Here is a 16,148-nt window from a genome sequence, read left to right on the forward strand (position 1 = left end):
CGTCGGCCACATCTCTTAGGGAGGGCATCATGGAAGTCGCGATTTTCAGTTCGACCCCTTACGAGCGCAAGTTTCTCGACGAGGCGAACAAGGCCGGGCACCACAAGTTGCGCTACCTCGACGTTCAACTCGGTCCCGACACCGTCGGGCTCGCCGCCGGCTTCGGCGCGGTCTGCATCTTTGTCAACGACAAGGCCGACGCGCCGACGCTCGAAGCGCTGCACCGTGGCGGCACGCGGCTGCTCGCGCTGCGCTGCACCGGCTTCAACAACGTGGATCTCGAGGCGGCGGCGCGGCTCGGCATCAAGGTGGTGCGCGTGGTCACGTACTCGCCGAATTCGGTCGCGGAGTTCGCCGTGGCGTTGCTGCTCGCGATCAACCGCAAGGTGCATCGCGCCTACAACCGCACGCGCGATTCAAACTTCTCGCTCGATGGTCTCATCGGCTTCGATCTGTTCGGCAAGACGGTGGCGGTGGTCGGCACCGGCAAGATCGGCTGCGTGTTCGCGCAGATCATGATCGGCTTCGGCTGCGACGTGATCGGCTACGACCCGTATCATTCAGCGGAATTCGAGGCGCTGGGCGGGCGCTATGCGAAGCCCGGCGAGATCGGCTCGAAAGCGGACATCGTTTCATTGCATTGCCCCTTGACGCCCGAGACGCATCACATCATCAACGCGGACATGCTCAGGCGTTCGAAGCCCGGCGCGCTGCTCATCAACACGAGCCGTGGCGCGCTGATCGACACCGAAGCCGTCATCGAGGCGCTGAAGAGCGGCCAGTTGGGCGGGCTCGCCATCGACGTGTACGAGCAGGAAAGCAGTCTTTTCTTCCGCGACCTGTCGAACGAGATCATTCAGGACGATGTGATGCAGCGTCTCGTGTCGTTTCCGAATGTGATCGTGACGGGGCATCAGGCGTATCTGACGCGCGAAGCGCTGACGACCATCTGCGAGACGACGCTGCAAAGCGTGACGGCCTTCGAAAAGAACGAACCCTTGGAGAACGAAGTAAAAGCGAGCTGACAACCCGATGCGGCGACGCTTGAAAAGGCAACGGCGTTTGCATATCTTCAAAGTGCATGAGAGCGCGCGATGAATCGACTCGTCGCATGAGGCGCTTAATCGCTCAGTGCGGGCAGATCGCAAGCGGCGGCCAGAAATAGACAGGACAAGAAGGCCGCGGCGAGAAGGGTATTCGAAGACGCTCAAGCAAGCGGCCCGATAGCGCGATGCCGGCGTTTTCACCGCCTGGTTCGCGCTCATCGCCGCCAGCTCGCACTATTTCAAGGATCGAAAAGCCGGCGACGCTTATCACGGATATCACTTCCGAATCCTGACGAAACAGGGAAAGAACGCCCCGGGCGGCGCATTCAGCTATCTCATCAATGGCCGCATGCTGGCCGGCTTTGCGATGGCCGCAAATCCGGCGCAATGCGGCGCAATACGGCGAAAGCGGCGTGATGACTTTCATTGTCAATAACAACGGGGTGGTGTATCAGAAGAACCGGGGCGCATCTGCGCCGCCGCTGACGGAATTCGATCCGGATGCATCGTGGACGCGCGTGCAGGACCCATGACTTGGAAGGAGTTGCCACATGAACGCAAAGACATTGCGAGCAAGCTGTGCCATCGTGATCGCCGCCCTGACGCTCGACGTCATGGCGCAAGGCAAGCCGATCGCTTATCCGTCGAAAGGGCAGAGCGCGCAAAAGCAGCAGGCGGACGACGGCGCCTGCTATAGCTGGGCCAAAAGCAACACGGGCATCGATCCGGCGACCGCATCGACGGCGCCGCCGCCGCAAAGCGGACCGGCTGTCGGCGGCGGCGAGCGCGTCGGCGGTGCGGCGCGGGGCGCTGCGGGCGGCGCGGTGATCGGCGCCATCGCGGGCGATGCGGGCAAGGGCGCGGCCATCGGCGCAACAGCCGGCACGATGGCGGGCGGTGCGCGCGCGCGGCAGAACCGGCGCGAACAGCAGGCCAATGCACAGGCGCAGAGTCAGGGCGCGATGTCCACCTATTACCGCGCGTGGTCGGCGTGCATGCAAGGGCGCGGCTACTCGATCCAGTAACGTCGAACCGTCACGAGCGTTTTCAAAGGAGGGAGATGATGAAGCGCATGAGCCTGCTTTTGCTGTCGTGCCTTGCGGTTTCCGCAAGCGTCCTGTCCGCCGAACCCGAAACGGACATGAGCATCGTGAGAGGACCGGATAGCGCATCGGTGCAGGGCGTCGCGACAGTGACGGCAACGATCGTCGGCATCGACCCGGCCACGCGCACGGTCACGCTCAAGACGAAGGCGGGCAAGGTGCTGGAACTCGAAGTGACGCCGGAAGCGCGCAACTTCGACCAGCTCAAGATTGGCGACATCGTCACCACGCAGTATCGCGAATCGCTGACGCTGAGCCTTGTCGATGCGAAGACCGCGCTCTCGCGCACCGAGAAGGATATCGAAGCGCGTGCGCCGAAGGGCGCGAAGCCGGGCGGCGAGATCGGCCGCGAGGTGACGATCATCGCCGACGTGATCGCGGTCGATCGCAATTCCAAAACGGTGACGCTGCGCGGGCCGCGCGGCGAGACGGTGAATCTGCTCGTCGAGGACCCCGATCGCCTGAAGCAGCTCAAGAAGGGCAATCAGGTGAAGGCGGTCTTTACAGAGGCGCTGGCCATTTCCGTCGAGCCGGCGAAGACCCAATGAAATGCAACGCAAGGGGCGTTGCAATCGCATGCGCCGTGCTGGCATTCGCCGGTTGTGCGCAGCAGGAGGCGCGCGTCGATGCCGGCATGGATCAGCAGGCGATCGTCGCGCGTCTCGGCCCGCCGAAGGAAAGCTACGATCTGCCCGGCGGCGGCAAGCGCCTGATGTGGCCGACGCAGCCGATGGGTTCGACCACCACGGCCGTCGATGTCGACGCATCGGGCAAAGTCCTGAGTGTGCGGCAAGTGCTTCAGGACAACGAGTTTTATCGCGCGGAAATCGGCAAGTGGACGCGCGACGACGTGCTGACGCATTTCGGCCGCCCGTTCGAGACGTCGTATTTCAAGCGGATGGATCGCGAAGTGTGGTCGTACCGGTATGTCGAGAACAACATCGACCATCTGCTGTTCCATTTTTATTTCGACCCGCAGGGCGTGCTCCGGCAGACGCAGAAGCAGCCCGATCCCCGCTACGATCCGAGCCAGCGGAACGTGTTATGAGCACCACGCACGTCATGGAGGCATCGATGCAACGAACCGAGCTTCGGATGGTGATCGCGGCCATTGGTGTGTTCATCTGGCTGGGCGGGCTTTGCGGAACCATCCACGGCCTCATCTATGACATACGGCCCGAATTCCGTTATGGGATGCTGGCGCTCGCAATCGGCATCGTCATCTTCGTGGCCGCGCTGAATCCGCTCGCGCAACGCAAGTAGAAATATGCGCGTAATCGTGATGATCGGGCCGAATGTGTACTACGCTATAAAAGCTGCAACGCGGGGCGGGCGAACGAATCGGATGCTGACCGAAGCGGCGGGATAGCCCCGCCAGGCGATGGAGGGTGTCGCAATGGGCGATCTCTGGCTAGGCAATATCGACGAGGACACGACGGATGACGAGATCCGCGAGTTCCTCTGTAAATACGGATTCCCTTCTTTCGATTCCATCAAACGCGTGCCGGGCACCGGCGAACGTCCGGCGGCGGTGGTGACCTTCGACTCGGTCGAGCCGCATGTGCTGCGCCGCTTCCAGCCGCGCCTGCACAACATGCTCTGGAAGGATCGCAAGCTCGTGGTGCAGGTCATGCCGGAGCGTCACGAGCATTGAATGACGCGGGAGAACGCAATGAACGTGAACGAGGCCGTCGCGGAGCATGAGCGTTTGAGCGCCAAGACTTATGAAAAGGAACTGGCGCGCCTGCACGTGGAACTCGTGAAGGTGCAGCAATGGGTCGTGCATGCCGGCGCGAAAATCTGCGTCGTGTTCGAGGGACGCGACGGCGCGGGCAAGGGCGGCACCATCAAGGCGATCACCGAGCGCGTGAGCCCGCGCATCTTTCGCGTGGTGGCGCTCCCTGCGCCGACCGAACGCGAGAAGACGCAGATGTACGTTCAGCGGTATCTGCCGCATCTGCCCGCAGCAGGCGAGATCACGCTCTTCGACCGGAGCTGGTACAACCGCGCGGGCGTCGAGCGCGTGATGGGCTTCTGCACGCAGGAACAGGCGGAAACCTTCTTGCGCGGCGTGCCGCTCGTCGAGCGCGCGATCATCGATTCGGGTGTGATCTTGCTGAAGTACTGGCTCGAAGTGGGTCAGGAGGAACAGACGCGCCGCCTGGAGGCGCGCATTCGCGACGAGCGCAAGATCTGGAAGCTCTCGCCGATGGACCTGCGCTCCTATAGCCGCTGGTACGACTACTCGCGCGCACGCGACGAGATGTTTGCCGCAACCGACACCGAGCACGCGCCGTGGTACGTCGTGCGCTCGGACGACAAGCGGCGGGCGCGGCTCAACATGATCAGCCACATGCTGACGAACATCCCCTATACCGACGTTCCGCGCGAGAAGGTGAAGCTGCCGAAGCGGCAGAAGCCCGAGGGCTACCGCGAGAGCGATCGTCCTTTGCGGTACGTGCCCGAGCGCTACTAGGCGCGGTCCGCTTCATCTGCCGATGGAAGCCACGTTGCGCGCGGGCTTGGTCGATGGTATCAATGCCATGTCGCGCCATCGATCAGTTGGGCTGAACGAATCGAATCATCCACGAGAGCAGCCCCCGTCTCTGTTGTAAGCGTTTCCCTCTCAAGCTCTCGTCGCGGAGACCGCGCCATGACGTATGCAGATCAGCTCGCCCGCAGTCAGGACATCGCGGGCAAAGTCACACGGGTGTTTCAGAAGCGCGCGCAAACCGCGCAGCAGCAATACGATGAGCGCTTCCGCGCGGCGGGCAAGCGTCTGCTCGACAACGGCCGCGCCAGTTCGAACGGCTACGAAGATGCGGTCGACGTGTTTCAGCGTTCGATTCTCTTCTGGGATACGTTGCGCCGGCGCGGCAATCAGTTCGTCGAGCAGGCGAAGCGCGGCTCCGAACCGGTGCTGCATTTCGAGTACGAAATGCTTCTCGACGGTCGCGGCTTTTCGCGGCCGGTGAACTATGCGTTGCTGCGTATCGTGCCGCCGCAAGGCGTCGTGATCGACGACAAGAAGCGGCCTTACCTCATCATCGATCCTCGCGCGGGGCATGGTCCGGGCATCGGCGGCTTCAAGGACGACTCGCAAGTGGGCGTCGCATTGCGTGCGGGTCATCCGGTCTACTTCGTCACGTTCTTTCGCGATCCGCAGCCGGGCCAGACGCTGCTCGATGTCTGCGCCGCCGAACAGCGCTTCGTGAAGCACGTGCGCGCGCTGCATCCCGAGAGCCGCAAGCCCGCGATCGTCGGCAACTGCCAGGGCGGCTGGGCCGCGATGATGCTCGCCAGTTCCGAGCCGGACGAAACAGGCCCGCTCGTCATCAACGGTGCGCCGATGTCGTACTGGAGCGGCGCATGGAGCGAAGGCGAAGGCGACAACCCGATGCGCTATTCCGGCGGCATGCTGGGCGGCACGTGGCTCGCGTCGTTCACGGCGGACCTCGGCAACGGCAAGTTCGACGGCGCGCATCTGGTGCAGAACTTTGAAGCGCTCAACCCGGCGAACAGCCTGTGGGACAAGTACTACCACCTCTATGCGAACATCGACAGCGAGCCGCCGCGCTTCCTCGACTTCGAACGATGGTGGGGCGCCTACTACCTGATGAACCGCGACGAGATCGAATGGATCACGCGCAATCTCTTCGTCGGCAACAAGCTGTGGTCGGGCGAAGTGCGCGGCATGGAAGGCGTGTCGTTCGATCTTCGCGCGATCAAGTCGCCGATCGTTCTTTTCGCCTCGCTCGGCGACAACATCACGCCGCCGCAACAGGCGTTCAACTGGGTCGCCGATGTCTACGGCAGCACCGAGGAAATCAAGTCCCGCGGACAGGTGATCGTCGGGCTCATGCATCAGGATATCGGGCACCTCGGCATCTTCGTGAGCGGCAAAGTCGCGAAGAAGGAATACACGCAGATTGCATCTGTGCTGGAGGCGATCGAATCATTTCCGCCGGGGCTGTACGGCATGGAGATCGCCGAGCGAAAGACGGCGGACGGCGCAACCGAATACGACGTCTCGTTCCGCGAGCATCGGCTGGAGGAAGTCGTCGCGCGATTCAATCGCTTCGAACGCGTCGACGAGTTGCCGTTCAAGGCGGTTCAGCAGGTATCGGACTTCAACCAGCGCGCCTACGAACTTTTCGCGCAGCCGTTCGTGCAGGCGATCTCGAACGATGTGACCGCGACCTGGCTGCGGCAGTTTCATCCGCTGCGCGCGCAACGCTGGATGGTGTCCGATATGAATCCGTGGCTCGCGTGGCTCGGCCCCGCAGCCGATGCGGTGAAAGCCGCGCGCAAGCCCGATGCCGCGCCGGGCGCATGGCATGCAGCCGAGCATTTCGGATCGGACATGCTGAGCGCGGGCCTCGACTTCTATCGCGCGATGCGCGATGCCGCCACCGAGAGCCTCTTCTTTTCCATCTACGGAAACATGTTCTCGACGCATCACACGCAAACCGCCGATGGCCGGGCGGCCAGGCACGAACCGGCCGATCCGCGCGATCTGCCGTTCGTGCAGGAAGCGCTGGCGGGCATCGCGCGTGGCGGCTATCCGGAGGCGCTCGCGCGTGTCGCGTGTTTGCTAGTGCAGCATGACCAGCCGATTCCGTTCGCACGCATGCTGCTGCGGCAGGAACTCACGCGAGAGTACGCGCAATACGTGCCGCAGATGCCGCCCGACGCATGGCGGAGGCTGCGCGGCGAGCAGGAGATCGTCGTGCGGCTGGAGCCCGAGCAGGCGCTCGCGGCACTGCCGGAGTTGCTTCGCGATACTGATGATCGGAAGAAGCTGCTGACGTTTATCGATACGCTGCTCGCCGATAGCCGCGTGCAAAGTGTGGAGCCGACCGCCGGACAGCGCGAGATGCTCGCGCGCATCCGTGCGGTGCTGCCCGTGCAAGCCGCGAAGCCGGCGAAGCAGCCGAGGCAGGCGAAGGGATCGGCGCAGGCGCATTGAAGGAGATGATATGGAGAATACGCACGAGAAGTACCAGCGGCTCATCGAAATCTGCAAGACGCTGCCGCCGCTCGCGACCGCGATCGCGCATCCGTGTGACCGCACATCGCTGGAAAGCGCGGTCGAAGCGGCCGCAATGGGGCTGATCAAGCCTTATCTTGTCGGGCCGCGCGAACGCATCCACGAAGTGGCCGGGGAGCATGGCCTGAAGATCGCCGGCTTTCCTATCGTCGATGCCCCGCACAGCCACGCAGCCGCGAAGCTGGCGGTCGAGCTGGTGCGCGAAGCGAAGGCCGAAGCGTTGATGAAAGGCAGTCTGCACACCGACGAACTGATGGCCGCCGTCGTCGCGCGCGAAGGCGGACTGCGCACCGCGCGGCGCGTGAGCCATTGCTTTTTGATGGACGTCCCGGGCCACGAGAACGTGCTGCTCATCACCGATGCGGCAATCAACATCGCGCCCACGCTCGCCGACAAGGTCGATATCCTGCAAAACGCGATCGATCTGGGCCACGCGCTGCGCATGCCCGAAGTGCGCGTGGCGATTCTCTCCGCGATGGAGACGGTGAACCCGAAGGTGCCATCGACGCTCGAAGCTGCCGCGCTCTGCAAGATGGTGGACCGGCATCAGATCACGGGCGCGCTCGTCGACGGCCCGCTTGCGCTCGACAACGCGATCGACCCCGAAGCCGCGCGTGCCAAGAAGATCGATTCGCCGGTCGCGGGGCGTGCGAACGTGCTGCTCGTTCCCGATCTCGAAGCCGGCAACATGCTCGCGAAGAGCCTGTCGTTTCTCGCGGGCGCGGATGCGGCGGGCATCGTGCTCGGCGCGCGTGTGCCGATCATCCTCACGAGCCGGGCCGACTCGCTGCAATCGCGGCTGGCGTCGTGCGCCGTGGCGTCGCTCGTCGCCGCCAAGCGCACCGAGGAAGCGCAACTGCTGGGGTAATGCGATGGCCGACCTTATTCTCGTTCTGAACGCGGGTTCGTCGAGCCTGAAATTCTGCGCGTTCGATGCCGGCGGCTCCGGCGGTCTCGCACTCGTGATACACGGGCAGGCCGAAGGGCTCTTCAGTTCGCCGCGCTTTACCGCGTTCGATGCGCACGGCCAGCCGGCCGGCGAACACGCGTGGGGCGAAGGCGTACAGCTTTCGCACGCCGAAGCCATCACGCATATCGCTGACTTTCTGCGCGGGCAGGGCAGCGGGCATCGTCTTGTCGCGGTGGGGCATCGCGTGGTGCATGGCGGCGCGCATTTCACGCAGCCGGTGCTCGCCACCGCCGCCATCCTCGACCAACTCGAAACGCTCACGCCGCTCGCGCCGCTGCATCAGCCGCACAATCTGAGGCCGATGCGAATCATCGCCGAGCGCATGCCGTCGATGCCGCAAGTCGCCTGTTTCGACACCGCGTTCCACACTACGCAACCGCCGCTTGCGCAGGCCTTCGCGCTGCCGGAGTCGGTGACGAAGAAGGGAGTGCGGCGCTACGGCTTTCACGGCCTGTCGTATGAGTACATTGCGAGCGTGCTGCCGGATATCGCGCCGGAAGCGGCGACGGGGCGTACCGTGGTCGCGCATTTGGGCAACGGGGCGAGCCTGTGCGCGCTGCGGGCGGGCAAGAGTGTTGCGAGCACGATGGGCTTTACGGCCGTCGACGGTCTCATGATGGGCACCCGCTGCGGCACGCTCGACCCGGGCGTCGTGCTTTATCTGCTCGATGAACTGGGCATGGATGCGGGCGAAATCGAAGACTTGCTGTATCGGCGTTCGGGGCTGCTCGGCGTATCGGGCATCTCGGGCGACATGCGTGCGCTGCTTGCCGCCGACGACCCGCGCGCCGTCTTCGCCATCGACCTCTACGTGTACCGCATCTGCCGCGAGCTCGGGTCGATGGGCGCCGCGCTGCACGGCCTCGATGCCCTCGTTTTCACGGCGGGCATCGGCCAGCATTCGGCGGAGATCCGGCGGCGCGTGTGCGAGGAGGCGCGATGGTGGGGCATCGAACTCGATGACGCCGCCAACGCGCGCGGCGGCCCGCGCGTCAGCACGCCAACGAGCAAGGTCAGCGCGTGGGTCGTGCCGACCAACGAGGAACTGATGATCGCGCGCCATACGCTCGCGTTGACACAAGGAGCGCCCGCATGACGCCACTCGCGCCGCAACCGCCGCTCAAAGGCGCCAAGGCGCTGGTAACGGGCATCGCCAATGAGCATTCGATCGCGTATGGCTGCGCGAAGGCGTTTCGCGAACTGGGCGCGGAGCTGGCTATCACGTATGCCAGCGACAAGGCGAAGCCCCATGTCGAACCGCTCGCGCAGCAACTCGAAGCGCCGGTGTTCATGGCGCTCGATGCGTCACGGCAAGATGAACTCGATGCGGTCTTCGAGCGCATCGAACGCGAATGGGGCGTGCTCGATATTGTCGTGCATTCGATTGCATGGGCGCCGAAGGACGATCTCCAGGGCGGCTTGCTGAACTGCTCGGCGCAAGGCTTCGCGGCAGCAATGGACATCTCGTGTCATTCGTTCGTGAGGATGGCGCGGCTCGCGGCCCCGCTGATGAAGAACGGCGGCACGATGTTCACGATGAGCTATCACGGCGCGAACAAGGTCGTTCCGAACTACAACGTCATGGGTCCGGTGAAGGCCGCGCTCGAGGCATGCGCGCGCTATCTGGCGTATGAACTCGGTCCGCAGGGCATCCGCGTGCATGCGATATCGCCCGGTCCGCTGAAGACGCGCGCCGCATCGGGGTTGAAGGACTTCGACCTGTTGCTGACCGAGGCCGCCGCGCGTGCGCCGCTCGGTGAACTGGTCGACATCATGGACGTCGGCTTCACGTGTGCATTTCTCGCGACGCCCTATGCGCGGCGCGTGTCGGGAGAGACCTTGTATGTCGATGGCGGCGTGCACATCATGGCATGAACATCCTTCGTCGAATATTCGGGAATACGAACGATGATGCGCGCGCATCGAAGGCGGACGTGCGTGAAGCACTGGAACGCGTCGTGCGGATTGCGCCGCAAGTGCGGCTGGCGAATCGCTACGATGCGCGGCTCGCGCCAGTCATCGGCGGGGCGCTGCGTTATGCGCGCGAACTCGTCGATGCCTTGCCCGCCCCGCGCGACGCCACCCCCGCCGCATGGGCCGACGATCCGCATCTGCGGACGATGTTCGCGACGGCGGACGACATCACGCGAACCATCGGGCAGTCGCATGAGTTGCGCGGCTGGTTCGATGGTCATTACGTCGCGGAGCACGCCTATGCGGTGCTGAGCAGCCGCTTTGTCGAGCGACGCGTGCTGGCGGTGGCTCACGAAGGCGGCGTGCTGCGCTCGGAAGTGCCGCGCGTCGCGGTGAGTTTCGACGAAAAACGCATTCGCATCTGCGACGAAACCGACGCCGCGCTCAGGCATGAGATCGTGCTGCGGGTGGTCGAACAGCTTGCGCTCGCAGGCATGTCGCGCGTTGGCGCACGGGAGGCGCAGCGCGAGGCGCTACAGGAAGCACGGGCGCTGCTGTCGGCACGCTTGGAGATGCTCGGGCGGCGCGGCGCGGGGATGTCGGGGCTGAGCGGCGCGCCGTCTGCATCCGCCGATGCGTCGACGGACGTCGCGCGGCTTCAGCGCGATATCGCCGATAACGAAGCCGCGATCGCCGCGCTCGGCTCGCGCGCCGAAGCGGTCGAGCAGCAGTTGGAAGCGATCATCGGCGTGTTCGAGGAGCCGTCGACGTTGATCCGCGTGACGCAGCGCGCGTTGCGTGTGAATCAGATGAACCTGATCGTGGACGAGGGCAGCGACGAGCCTGCCGCCGATGTGACGCTCGAGCTTGCGTATCTGCCGATGCAGCCGCCGGAAACGCGTGCGGTCGAGATCGTGCGGATCGCGCGGCGGGACTTACCGCCCGCTGGAACCGCGCTCGATGATGCCGCGCGGTGGGTGTTGTGAGGCGGCGCTTGTGGTCAGGGGCCCAATTCGGATAAGGACAGCACGCGTACCGCATTGGTACGGCGAGAGACAAGTCGTTGGTCTTCAATCGCAACCGCCAATCGAAGAATTCGCAACAGCATAGCGACCCCCTCAACGCCCCCCACCCCCCACCGCCCCCGCAATATCCCGGCTAACCCTTCCCAACGCGCGGCTATGCGCCGCCACGAGCGCATCGAAATCCGGCCCCGTCACCGCTTCCCGCACGAGCGATCGCCCCGTCGCGCCGGCATCGTCCATATTGCCGCGCACGCTCCAGCGCGCGTCGATCATCACCGCATCGCCCGGAATCGATTCGAATTGCTGAATATCCACACGCACCCGCAGCGCCTGCGTCTCGGGTATCGCACGCGACGCCACCGCCACCCGGTCCGAGCCGAGCAGGACCGTCAGATCGCCGGCGATCGCATCCGCGATACTGCTCTTCAGCGGCTCGCCCCAGCGCGCAAACTCATTGAGCGCCACTTCGTTGTCCGTGTTGCGCGTCACGATCTGCGGGCGATCCACCAGATCGGGCACCGTCACCGGACCCACGATGACGGGCCGCGCCGGCGCTTGCACAGCCGTCGCCGTCAGCGTGTCGTCCGTGCTCAGCCGATAGAAACTCGCGCGCGGCGACGCGCATGCCGCCAGCATGGCGATGATCGAAAGGGACACCCACGCAAGGCGCATCACTTCTTGTCCTCCGGTTTTCCGCGCAGCAACGCTTCGGGATGCTCCTGCAGATAATCCGCCAGGCTGCGGAAGGACGCCGCCGTGCGCGTCAATTCCCGAATCGCTTCCGTCGTGTCCTGCTGCAAGCCGGAGCCTGGCAGCAGGGTCGAATGCGCGGCGTCGAGCGCGGCGCGCGCGGCCATCAGCGTCGTCGCCGCTTGCGGCACGACCTCGGTGTTGAGGTTCTGCATCAGCCGGCTCGTGTTGTCGAGCGTCTGCTGGGCGCTGGCGGTAAGCTGCTCGATCGGCAGCTTGTCGATGCGCGTCATGATGCGGTTGATCGAATCCTGCAGCGAATCGAGTCCGCTCGGTGTCGTCGGCAGTTCGGGCGGCGTGCGGCTCCAGTCGACGGTCGCCTTCTTCGCGGTCGGGAAAAATTCGAGCGCGACGTACAGCTGCCCGGTCAGCAGGCTGCCGGTGCGCAACTGCGCGCGCAAGCCGTGCGCGACGAGCATATCCGCGAGCGCCTTCGGGTCGCTCACCATGCGGCCGCCCTTCGGGCCTGACGCGAAGCGGGACGTGAAACGCTCCGGATACAGCTTCACTTCGACAGGAATGCTGATCCGCCCCGTCGCCGGATCGAATCGGGTATTGATCGCCGATACCTCGCCGATGGGAATGCCCCGGAATTCCACCGGCGCGCCGATTGAGAGGCCGCGCACGGAGCCCGTGAAGTTGAACACGTAATGCTCGACGATGCGTTCCTGCACACGCAGCGCTTCCGAACGCGTCTGGAACAGCGTGAAGCTCGTATCGGCCGGAGCCTGCGCCCAGCTCAGCGACACGGCGGGCGTCTCGAACGCGAGACCGCCGATCAGCATCGAGACGAGCGACTGCGTGTTGACCTTGAGGCCCTCCGTGCTGAGCGTGACATCGAGGCCGCTCGCCTGCCAGAAGCGCGAATCGGCGTTGACGTAGCGGTCGTAGGGCGAATTGATGAAAACGTTCAGCGTGACGCCGCTGCCGTCCTTGTCGAGCTCGAACGATGTCACCTGGCCCACTTGCAGCCGGCGGAAATAGACCGGCGCGCCGACATCGATGGAACCGAGATCCGGCGAGCGAAGGACGAACCGCCGCCCCGGCACGTCGCTCGCGAAAACGGGCGGCGTCTCCAGCCCCACGTAGTCGCGCTGCACGTTCTTGTGACGCCCGATATCCATGCCGATATACGCGCCCGACAACAGCGTGCTGATGCCGGACACCGAGCCGCCCGCGACGCGGGGACGCACGACCCAGAAGCGCGTATCGTCGACGAGCATGTTCGCGGCATCGCGCGTCAGCTCGGCCGTCGCGACGACGCGCGTGTAGTCCTTGGAAAGCGCCACCGATTTGACGATGCCGATGTCCACGTCCTTGAACTTGATCTTGGTCTTGCCGGCTTCGAGTCCTTCGCCGGTCTTGAACGTGATGGTCACGACCGGGCCTTTTTGCAGCACGGTCTGCACCGCGAGCCAGATGCCGATCAGCACCGCGAGCGCCGGCACGACCCATATCCACGGGATGCGCCAGCGCTTCTTCGGTACGAGTTCGGCATCGGGAAGGTCGCCGGGGGAACTCATCGCGGCGTCTCCTTCGCATCGCTCGTGTCCCAGATCAGGCGCGGATCGAAGGACATCGCGGCGAGCATGGTCAGCACGACGACCGCGCCGAATGCAATCGCGGCCGGCCCGGCTTCGATCGTCGCCATCGCGCTGAACTGCACGAGCGCGACGAGCACGGCGATCACGTAGATATCGAGCATCGACCAGCGTCCGACCATCTCGACGATGCGGTAGATGCGGGCGCGTTGCGCCGTGTACTGCGTCATGCGCAGATTGACGCTCGCGGCGAGATAGCCGATCGCGAGAATCTTGAGCATCGGCACGGCGATGCTCGCAATGAATACGATGATCGCGAGCGGCCAGGACCCCGACGTCCACAGATACGCGACGCCGCTCATGATCGTGTCCTTCTGCGCACCGAAAAGCGAACTGGTGTTCATCACCGGCAGCAGGTTCGCGGGTATGTAGAGCACCGCCGCCGCGATCAGATACGCCCACGTCCGCGAGAGGCTCGCCGGCTTGCGCAGATGCAGCCGCGCGCCGCATCGCGGGCAGCACGTATGTTCATGCCGGAGCACGCCGCGCGTGGCGAGTCCGCAGTCGTGACAGACGCATATGCCGCTCGACGATGCGGTGCGTCCTTTCAGCGTCGGACTTTCCGGCGTTGCAAGCGATGCGCTGTCGACGCCGCGCCACATCGCGCGCTCGTCGAACGCCGACGCCGCTGCGACGAGCAGCAGCATCAGCGCGGCGAGCGACCACAGCGCCGGCCCCGTCACCACCGATGCGATATGCGCGAGCTTCACCACCGCGACGAGCAGGCCGAGCATCAGCACTTCGGTCATGCCCCACTCGCGCGCGATGCGCAAGAGCCGGAACGCCGCGTCCGCACGATACGGCCGCCGGTGCACGTGCAGCGGCAACAGCAGCCAGACCATGCCGAGCGCGTGCGCGGCGGGCATCAGTATTGTCGTGACGAAGATCAGTCCCGCAAGCGGCCACATGCCGTCGCGATACAGCACGCGGACCGCGCCGAAGAGCGTCGTCTCGACGAGATCGCCATTGACCGACAACCCGACGATCGGAAACGCATTCGAGATCAGCCACAGCACGCAGGCCGCGATCGCGCAGGCAAGGGCGCGGTCGAAACCGCGTTGGCGCCGCCGGTAGAGCACGGCGCGGCATCGGCAGCAACGCAGCGCGCCGCCGGGCGGCACCGGATGCTCGAACTGAAGCAGGTCGCATTCGGGGCATGCGGTGAGCTCGCGATCCTGCTCCGCCGTGGAGGTTGCCGTGTTCATTGCACTGTCGGGGCCGCGGGTGCAGCCGGCTTCGCTCCGTCGGTGGGCGTCGTCGCCGTCTGCGTGGTCATCTGGTCGGCGGTGACGACCCAGCCGCCGCCCATCGCCTTGTACAGCGTGACGAACGATGCCAGCGCCGCCGCATGCGTCTGCGTCTCCGAAAGCTGCGCGTTGAAGAGGCTGCGCTCGGCGTCCAGCACTTCGATGTAGCTCGTATAGCCGCCTTCGTAGCGCGCCCGCGCGAGCCTCGCGTAGGTCGAAAGCGCCGTCACCTGACGGCCCTGCACTTCGAGTTGTTCGTGGAGCTTCTGCGACTGGATGAGCGCGTCGTCGACTTCCTGAAACGCCACCTGTATCGCCTTCTGATACGTGAGCAGCGCCGCGCGTTGCTGCGCTTCCGCCGTCTGCACCTGGCCCGATATGTTGCCAGCCGTGAAGATCGGCTGCGTGACCTGACCCGCGAACGACCACAAGCGCGCCGGCCCGGTGAACAGCGACGAGAATTGCGTGCTCGCGGTGCCGAGCAGACCCGTCAGCGAGATTTGGGGGAAGTAGAGCGCACGCGCCGCGCCGATCAGCGCATTCGCCGCGACCAGATCCTGTTCCGCCTGCAAGAGATCGGGCCGCCGTTCGAGCAGGTCCGACGGCAAGCCTGCCGGTATCACGGGCGTCGCGAGTGCGCCGAGTTGCAAGCCGCGCACGATCGGCCCGGGATTGCTGCCGAGCAGGACCGAGAGCGCGTCTTCCTGCTGCGCGATTTGCGTTTCGAGCTGGGGAATCGTCGCGAGCGAGGCTTCGTATTCGGACTGGCTCTGCGCGAGTTCCATCTGCGAGACTTCGCCGCCTTCGAAGCGCAGCGTGAACACGTGCACGGATTCGGCGCGGCTCTCTGTCGTCGCCTTGGCGATCTCGAGTTGCTTGTCGAGACTGCGCAGGTTCAGATACGACGACGCCACCGACGCGACCAGCGAGAGAATCGTCGCGCGCCTGCCTTCTTCGCTCGACAGCAGATTGGCGCGCGCCGCTTCCGTCAGGCGGCGGGTGCGCCCGAACAGATCGAGTTCCCACGCGGCCGACACCGACAACTCGAAGCTGTTATAGACCGGTCCGACGCCGCCCGGCAATTGCTGGAGCGCGCCGAGCGGCGAGCGTTGCCGCGCCGCCGTCGCGCCCGCGCCGATCTGCGGAAACAGCGCGGAGCGCGTCGTGACGAACTGCCCCATGAACTGTTCGACGCGCGCCGCCGCGATCTTCACGTCCTTGTTGTTGGCGAGCGCGGTTGCAATCAGTTCGTCCAGAACGGGGTCCTGAAACTGCTTCCACCATTCGGTGTTGGCGGTATCCGCGACATCGGTGGCGGCGAAGCGATACGTCGCGGGCGTCTCCACCGGCTGGCGCGAATAGTTCGGTCCGAGCAGGCAGCCGCCGAGCGATACGGCGGCGATCACGCCCGACAGTGTGCGAAAAAACCGGTCGGGCTGCAT

At 64.9% G+C, this 16,148-nt stretch carries 18 protein-coding genes; 14 read left to right on the forward strand and 4 right to left on the reverse strand.

Annotation, left to right across the window (positions count from 1 at the left end; all coding sequences use genetic code 11):
* Positions 1-29: 29 nt before the first annotated feature.
* The 14 genes from BG57_RS17450 (at position 30) to BG57_RS17510 (ending at position 11,069) form a co-directional block, all read left to right on the forward strand.
* A complete protein-coding gene (locus tag BG57_RS17450; RefSeq protein ID WP_035966576.1) occupies positions 30-1,025 on the forward strand; it encodes a 2-hydroxyacid dehydrogenase in 996 nt (331 codons plus the stop codon).
* Between the two features lie 310 nt (positions 1,026-1,335).
* Entirely contained in the window at positions 1,336-1,482 is a 147-nt protein-coding gene (locus tag BG57_RS34145; protein WP_268238014.1) for a DUF2950 family protein, read from the forward strand.
* Positions 1,463-1,579: a DUF2950 family protein gene (locus BG57_RS34150; protein ID WP_268238015.1), complete on the forward strand. Its 117-nt coding sequence runs from the start codon at positions 1,463-1,465 to the stop codon at positions 1,577-1,579. The genes BG57_RS34145 and BG57_RS34150 overlap by 20 nt, the downstream gene beginning before the upstream one ends.
* Positions 1,580-1,597: 18 nt before the next feature.
* The gene (locus BG57_RS17460) at positions 1,598-2,071 is read left to right on the forward strand and encodes a glycine zipper domain-containing protein (RefSeq protein ID WP_035966582.1); all 474 of its coding nucleotides are present in this window, start codon (positions 1,598-1,600) and stop codon (positions 2,069-2,071) included.
* A gap of 38 nt (positions 2,072-2,109) precedes the next feature.
* On the forward strand, positions 2,110-2,697 hold the full coding sequence (locus BG57_RS17465; protein ID WP_035966693.1) for a hypothetical protein: 588 nt from the start codon (positions 2,110-2,112) through the stop codon (positions 2,695-2,697).
* The gene (locus BG57_RS17470; protein ID WP_035966584.1) at positions 2,694-3,197 is read left to right on the forward strand and encodes a membrane protein; all 504 of its coding nucleotides are present in this window, start codon (positions 2,694-2,696) and stop codon (positions 3,195-3,197) included. Before BG57_RS17465 ends, BG57_RS17470 begins: the two co-directional genes overlap by 4 nt.
* The gene (locus tag BG57_RS17475; RefSeq protein WP_229753915.1) at positions 3,194-3,412 is read left to right on the forward strand and encodes a DUF2964 family protein; all 219 of its coding nucleotides are present in this window, start codon (positions 3,194-3,196) and stop codon (positions 3,410-3,412) included. Before BG57_RS17470 ends, BG57_RS17475 begins: the two co-directional genes overlap by 4 nt.
* 133 nt (positions 3,413-3,545) lie before the next feature.
* Positions 3,546-3,803, forward strand: coding sequence for an RNA recognition motif domain-containing protein (locus BG57_RS17480; protein WP_035966586.1), 258 nt, complete (start codon positions 3,546-3,548; stop codon positions 3,801-3,803).
* Positions 3,804-3,821: 18 nt separating this feature from the next.
* Positions 3,822-4,625 carry a polyphosphate kinase 2 gene (ppk2, locus tag BG57_RS17485; RefSeq protein WP_035966697.1) on the forward strand — a complete coding sequence of 268 codons (804 nt, stop codon included), beginning with the start codon at positions 3,822-3,824 and terminating at the stop codon, positions 4,623-4,625.
* Between the two features lie 177 nt (positions 4,626-4,802).
* Positions 4,803-7,118 (forward strand): DUF3141 domain-containing protein, encoded by a 2,316-nt coding sequence (locus BG57_RS17490; RefSeq protein ID WP_035966589.1) that lies wholly within the window; start codon positions 4,803-4,805, stop codon positions 7,116-7,118.
* A 10-nt stretch (positions 7,119-7,128) separates the two neighbouring features.
* On the forward strand, positions 7,129-8,067 hold the full coding sequence (locus BG57_RS17495) for a phosphate acetyltransferase (RefSeq protein WP_035966592.1): 939 nt from the start codon (positions 7,129-7,131) through the stop codon (positions 8,065-8,067).
* A 4-nt stretch (positions 8,068-8,071) separates the two neighbouring features.
* Positions 8,072-9,265 carry an acetate/propionate family kinase gene (locus BG57_RS17500; RefSeq protein WP_035966593.1) on the forward strand — a complete coding sequence of 398 codons (1,194 nt, stop codon included), beginning with the start codon at positions 8,072-8,074 and terminating at the stop codon, positions 9,263-9,265.
* Complete coding sequence (gene fabI, locus BG57_RS17505) at positions 9,262-10,044, forward strand: enoyl-ACP reductase FabI (RefSeq protein ID WP_035966595.1); 783 nt, start codon at positions 9,262-9,264, stop codon at positions 10,042-10,044. The genes BG57_RS17500 and fabI overlap by 4 nt, the downstream gene beginning before the upstream one ends.
* Positions 10,045-10,103: 59 nt before the next feature.
* Complete coding sequence (locus BG57_RS17510; protein ID WP_229753916.1) at positions 10,104-11,069, forward strand: hypothetical protein; 966 nt, start codon at positions 10,104-10,106, stop codon at positions 11,067-11,069.
* Positions 11,070-11,201: 132 nt separating this feature from the next.
* Here BG57_RS17510 and BG57_RS17515 read toward each other — a convergent pair whose 3' ends face one another.
* From BG57_RS17515 to BG57_RS17530, 4 genes are read right to left on the reverse strand one after another with little or no spacing between them, the layout of a single operon-like run.
* Complete coding sequence (locus BG57_RS17515; RefSeq protein WP_035966599.1) at positions 11,202-11,780, reverse strand: PqiC family protein; 579 nt, start codon at positions 11,778-11,780, stop codon at positions 11,202-11,204.
* A complete protein-coding gene (locus tag BG57_RS17520) occupies positions 11,780-13,381 on the reverse strand; it encodes a PqiB family protein (RefSeq protein WP_035966601.1) in 1,602 nt (533 codons plus the stop codon). Before BG57_RS17520 ends, BG57_RS17515 begins: the two co-directional genes overlap by 1 nt.
* Positions 13,378-14,664, reverse strand: a complete 1,287-nt coding sequence (locus tag BG57_RS17525) for a paraquat-inducible protein A (protein ID WP_035966610.1) — start codon at positions 14,662-14,664, stop codon at positions 13,378-13,380. The genes BG57_RS17520 and BG57_RS17525 overlap by 4 nt, the downstream gene beginning before the upstream one ends.
* Positions 14,661-16,148, reverse strand: coding sequence for an efflux transporter outer membrane subunit (locus BG57_RS17530; protein ID WP_035966614.1), 1,488 nt, complete (start codon positions 16,146-16,148; stop codon positions 14,661-14,663). The genes BG57_RS17525 and BG57_RS17530 overlap by 4 nt, the downstream gene beginning before the upstream one ends.

The sequence above is a fragment of the Caballeronia grimmiae genome (assembly GCF_000698555.1).
In the GTDB taxonomy this organism is placed as follows: domain Bacteria; phylum Pseudomonadota; class Gammaproteobacteria; order Burkholderiales; family Burkholderiaceae; genus Caballeronia; species Caballeronia grimmiae.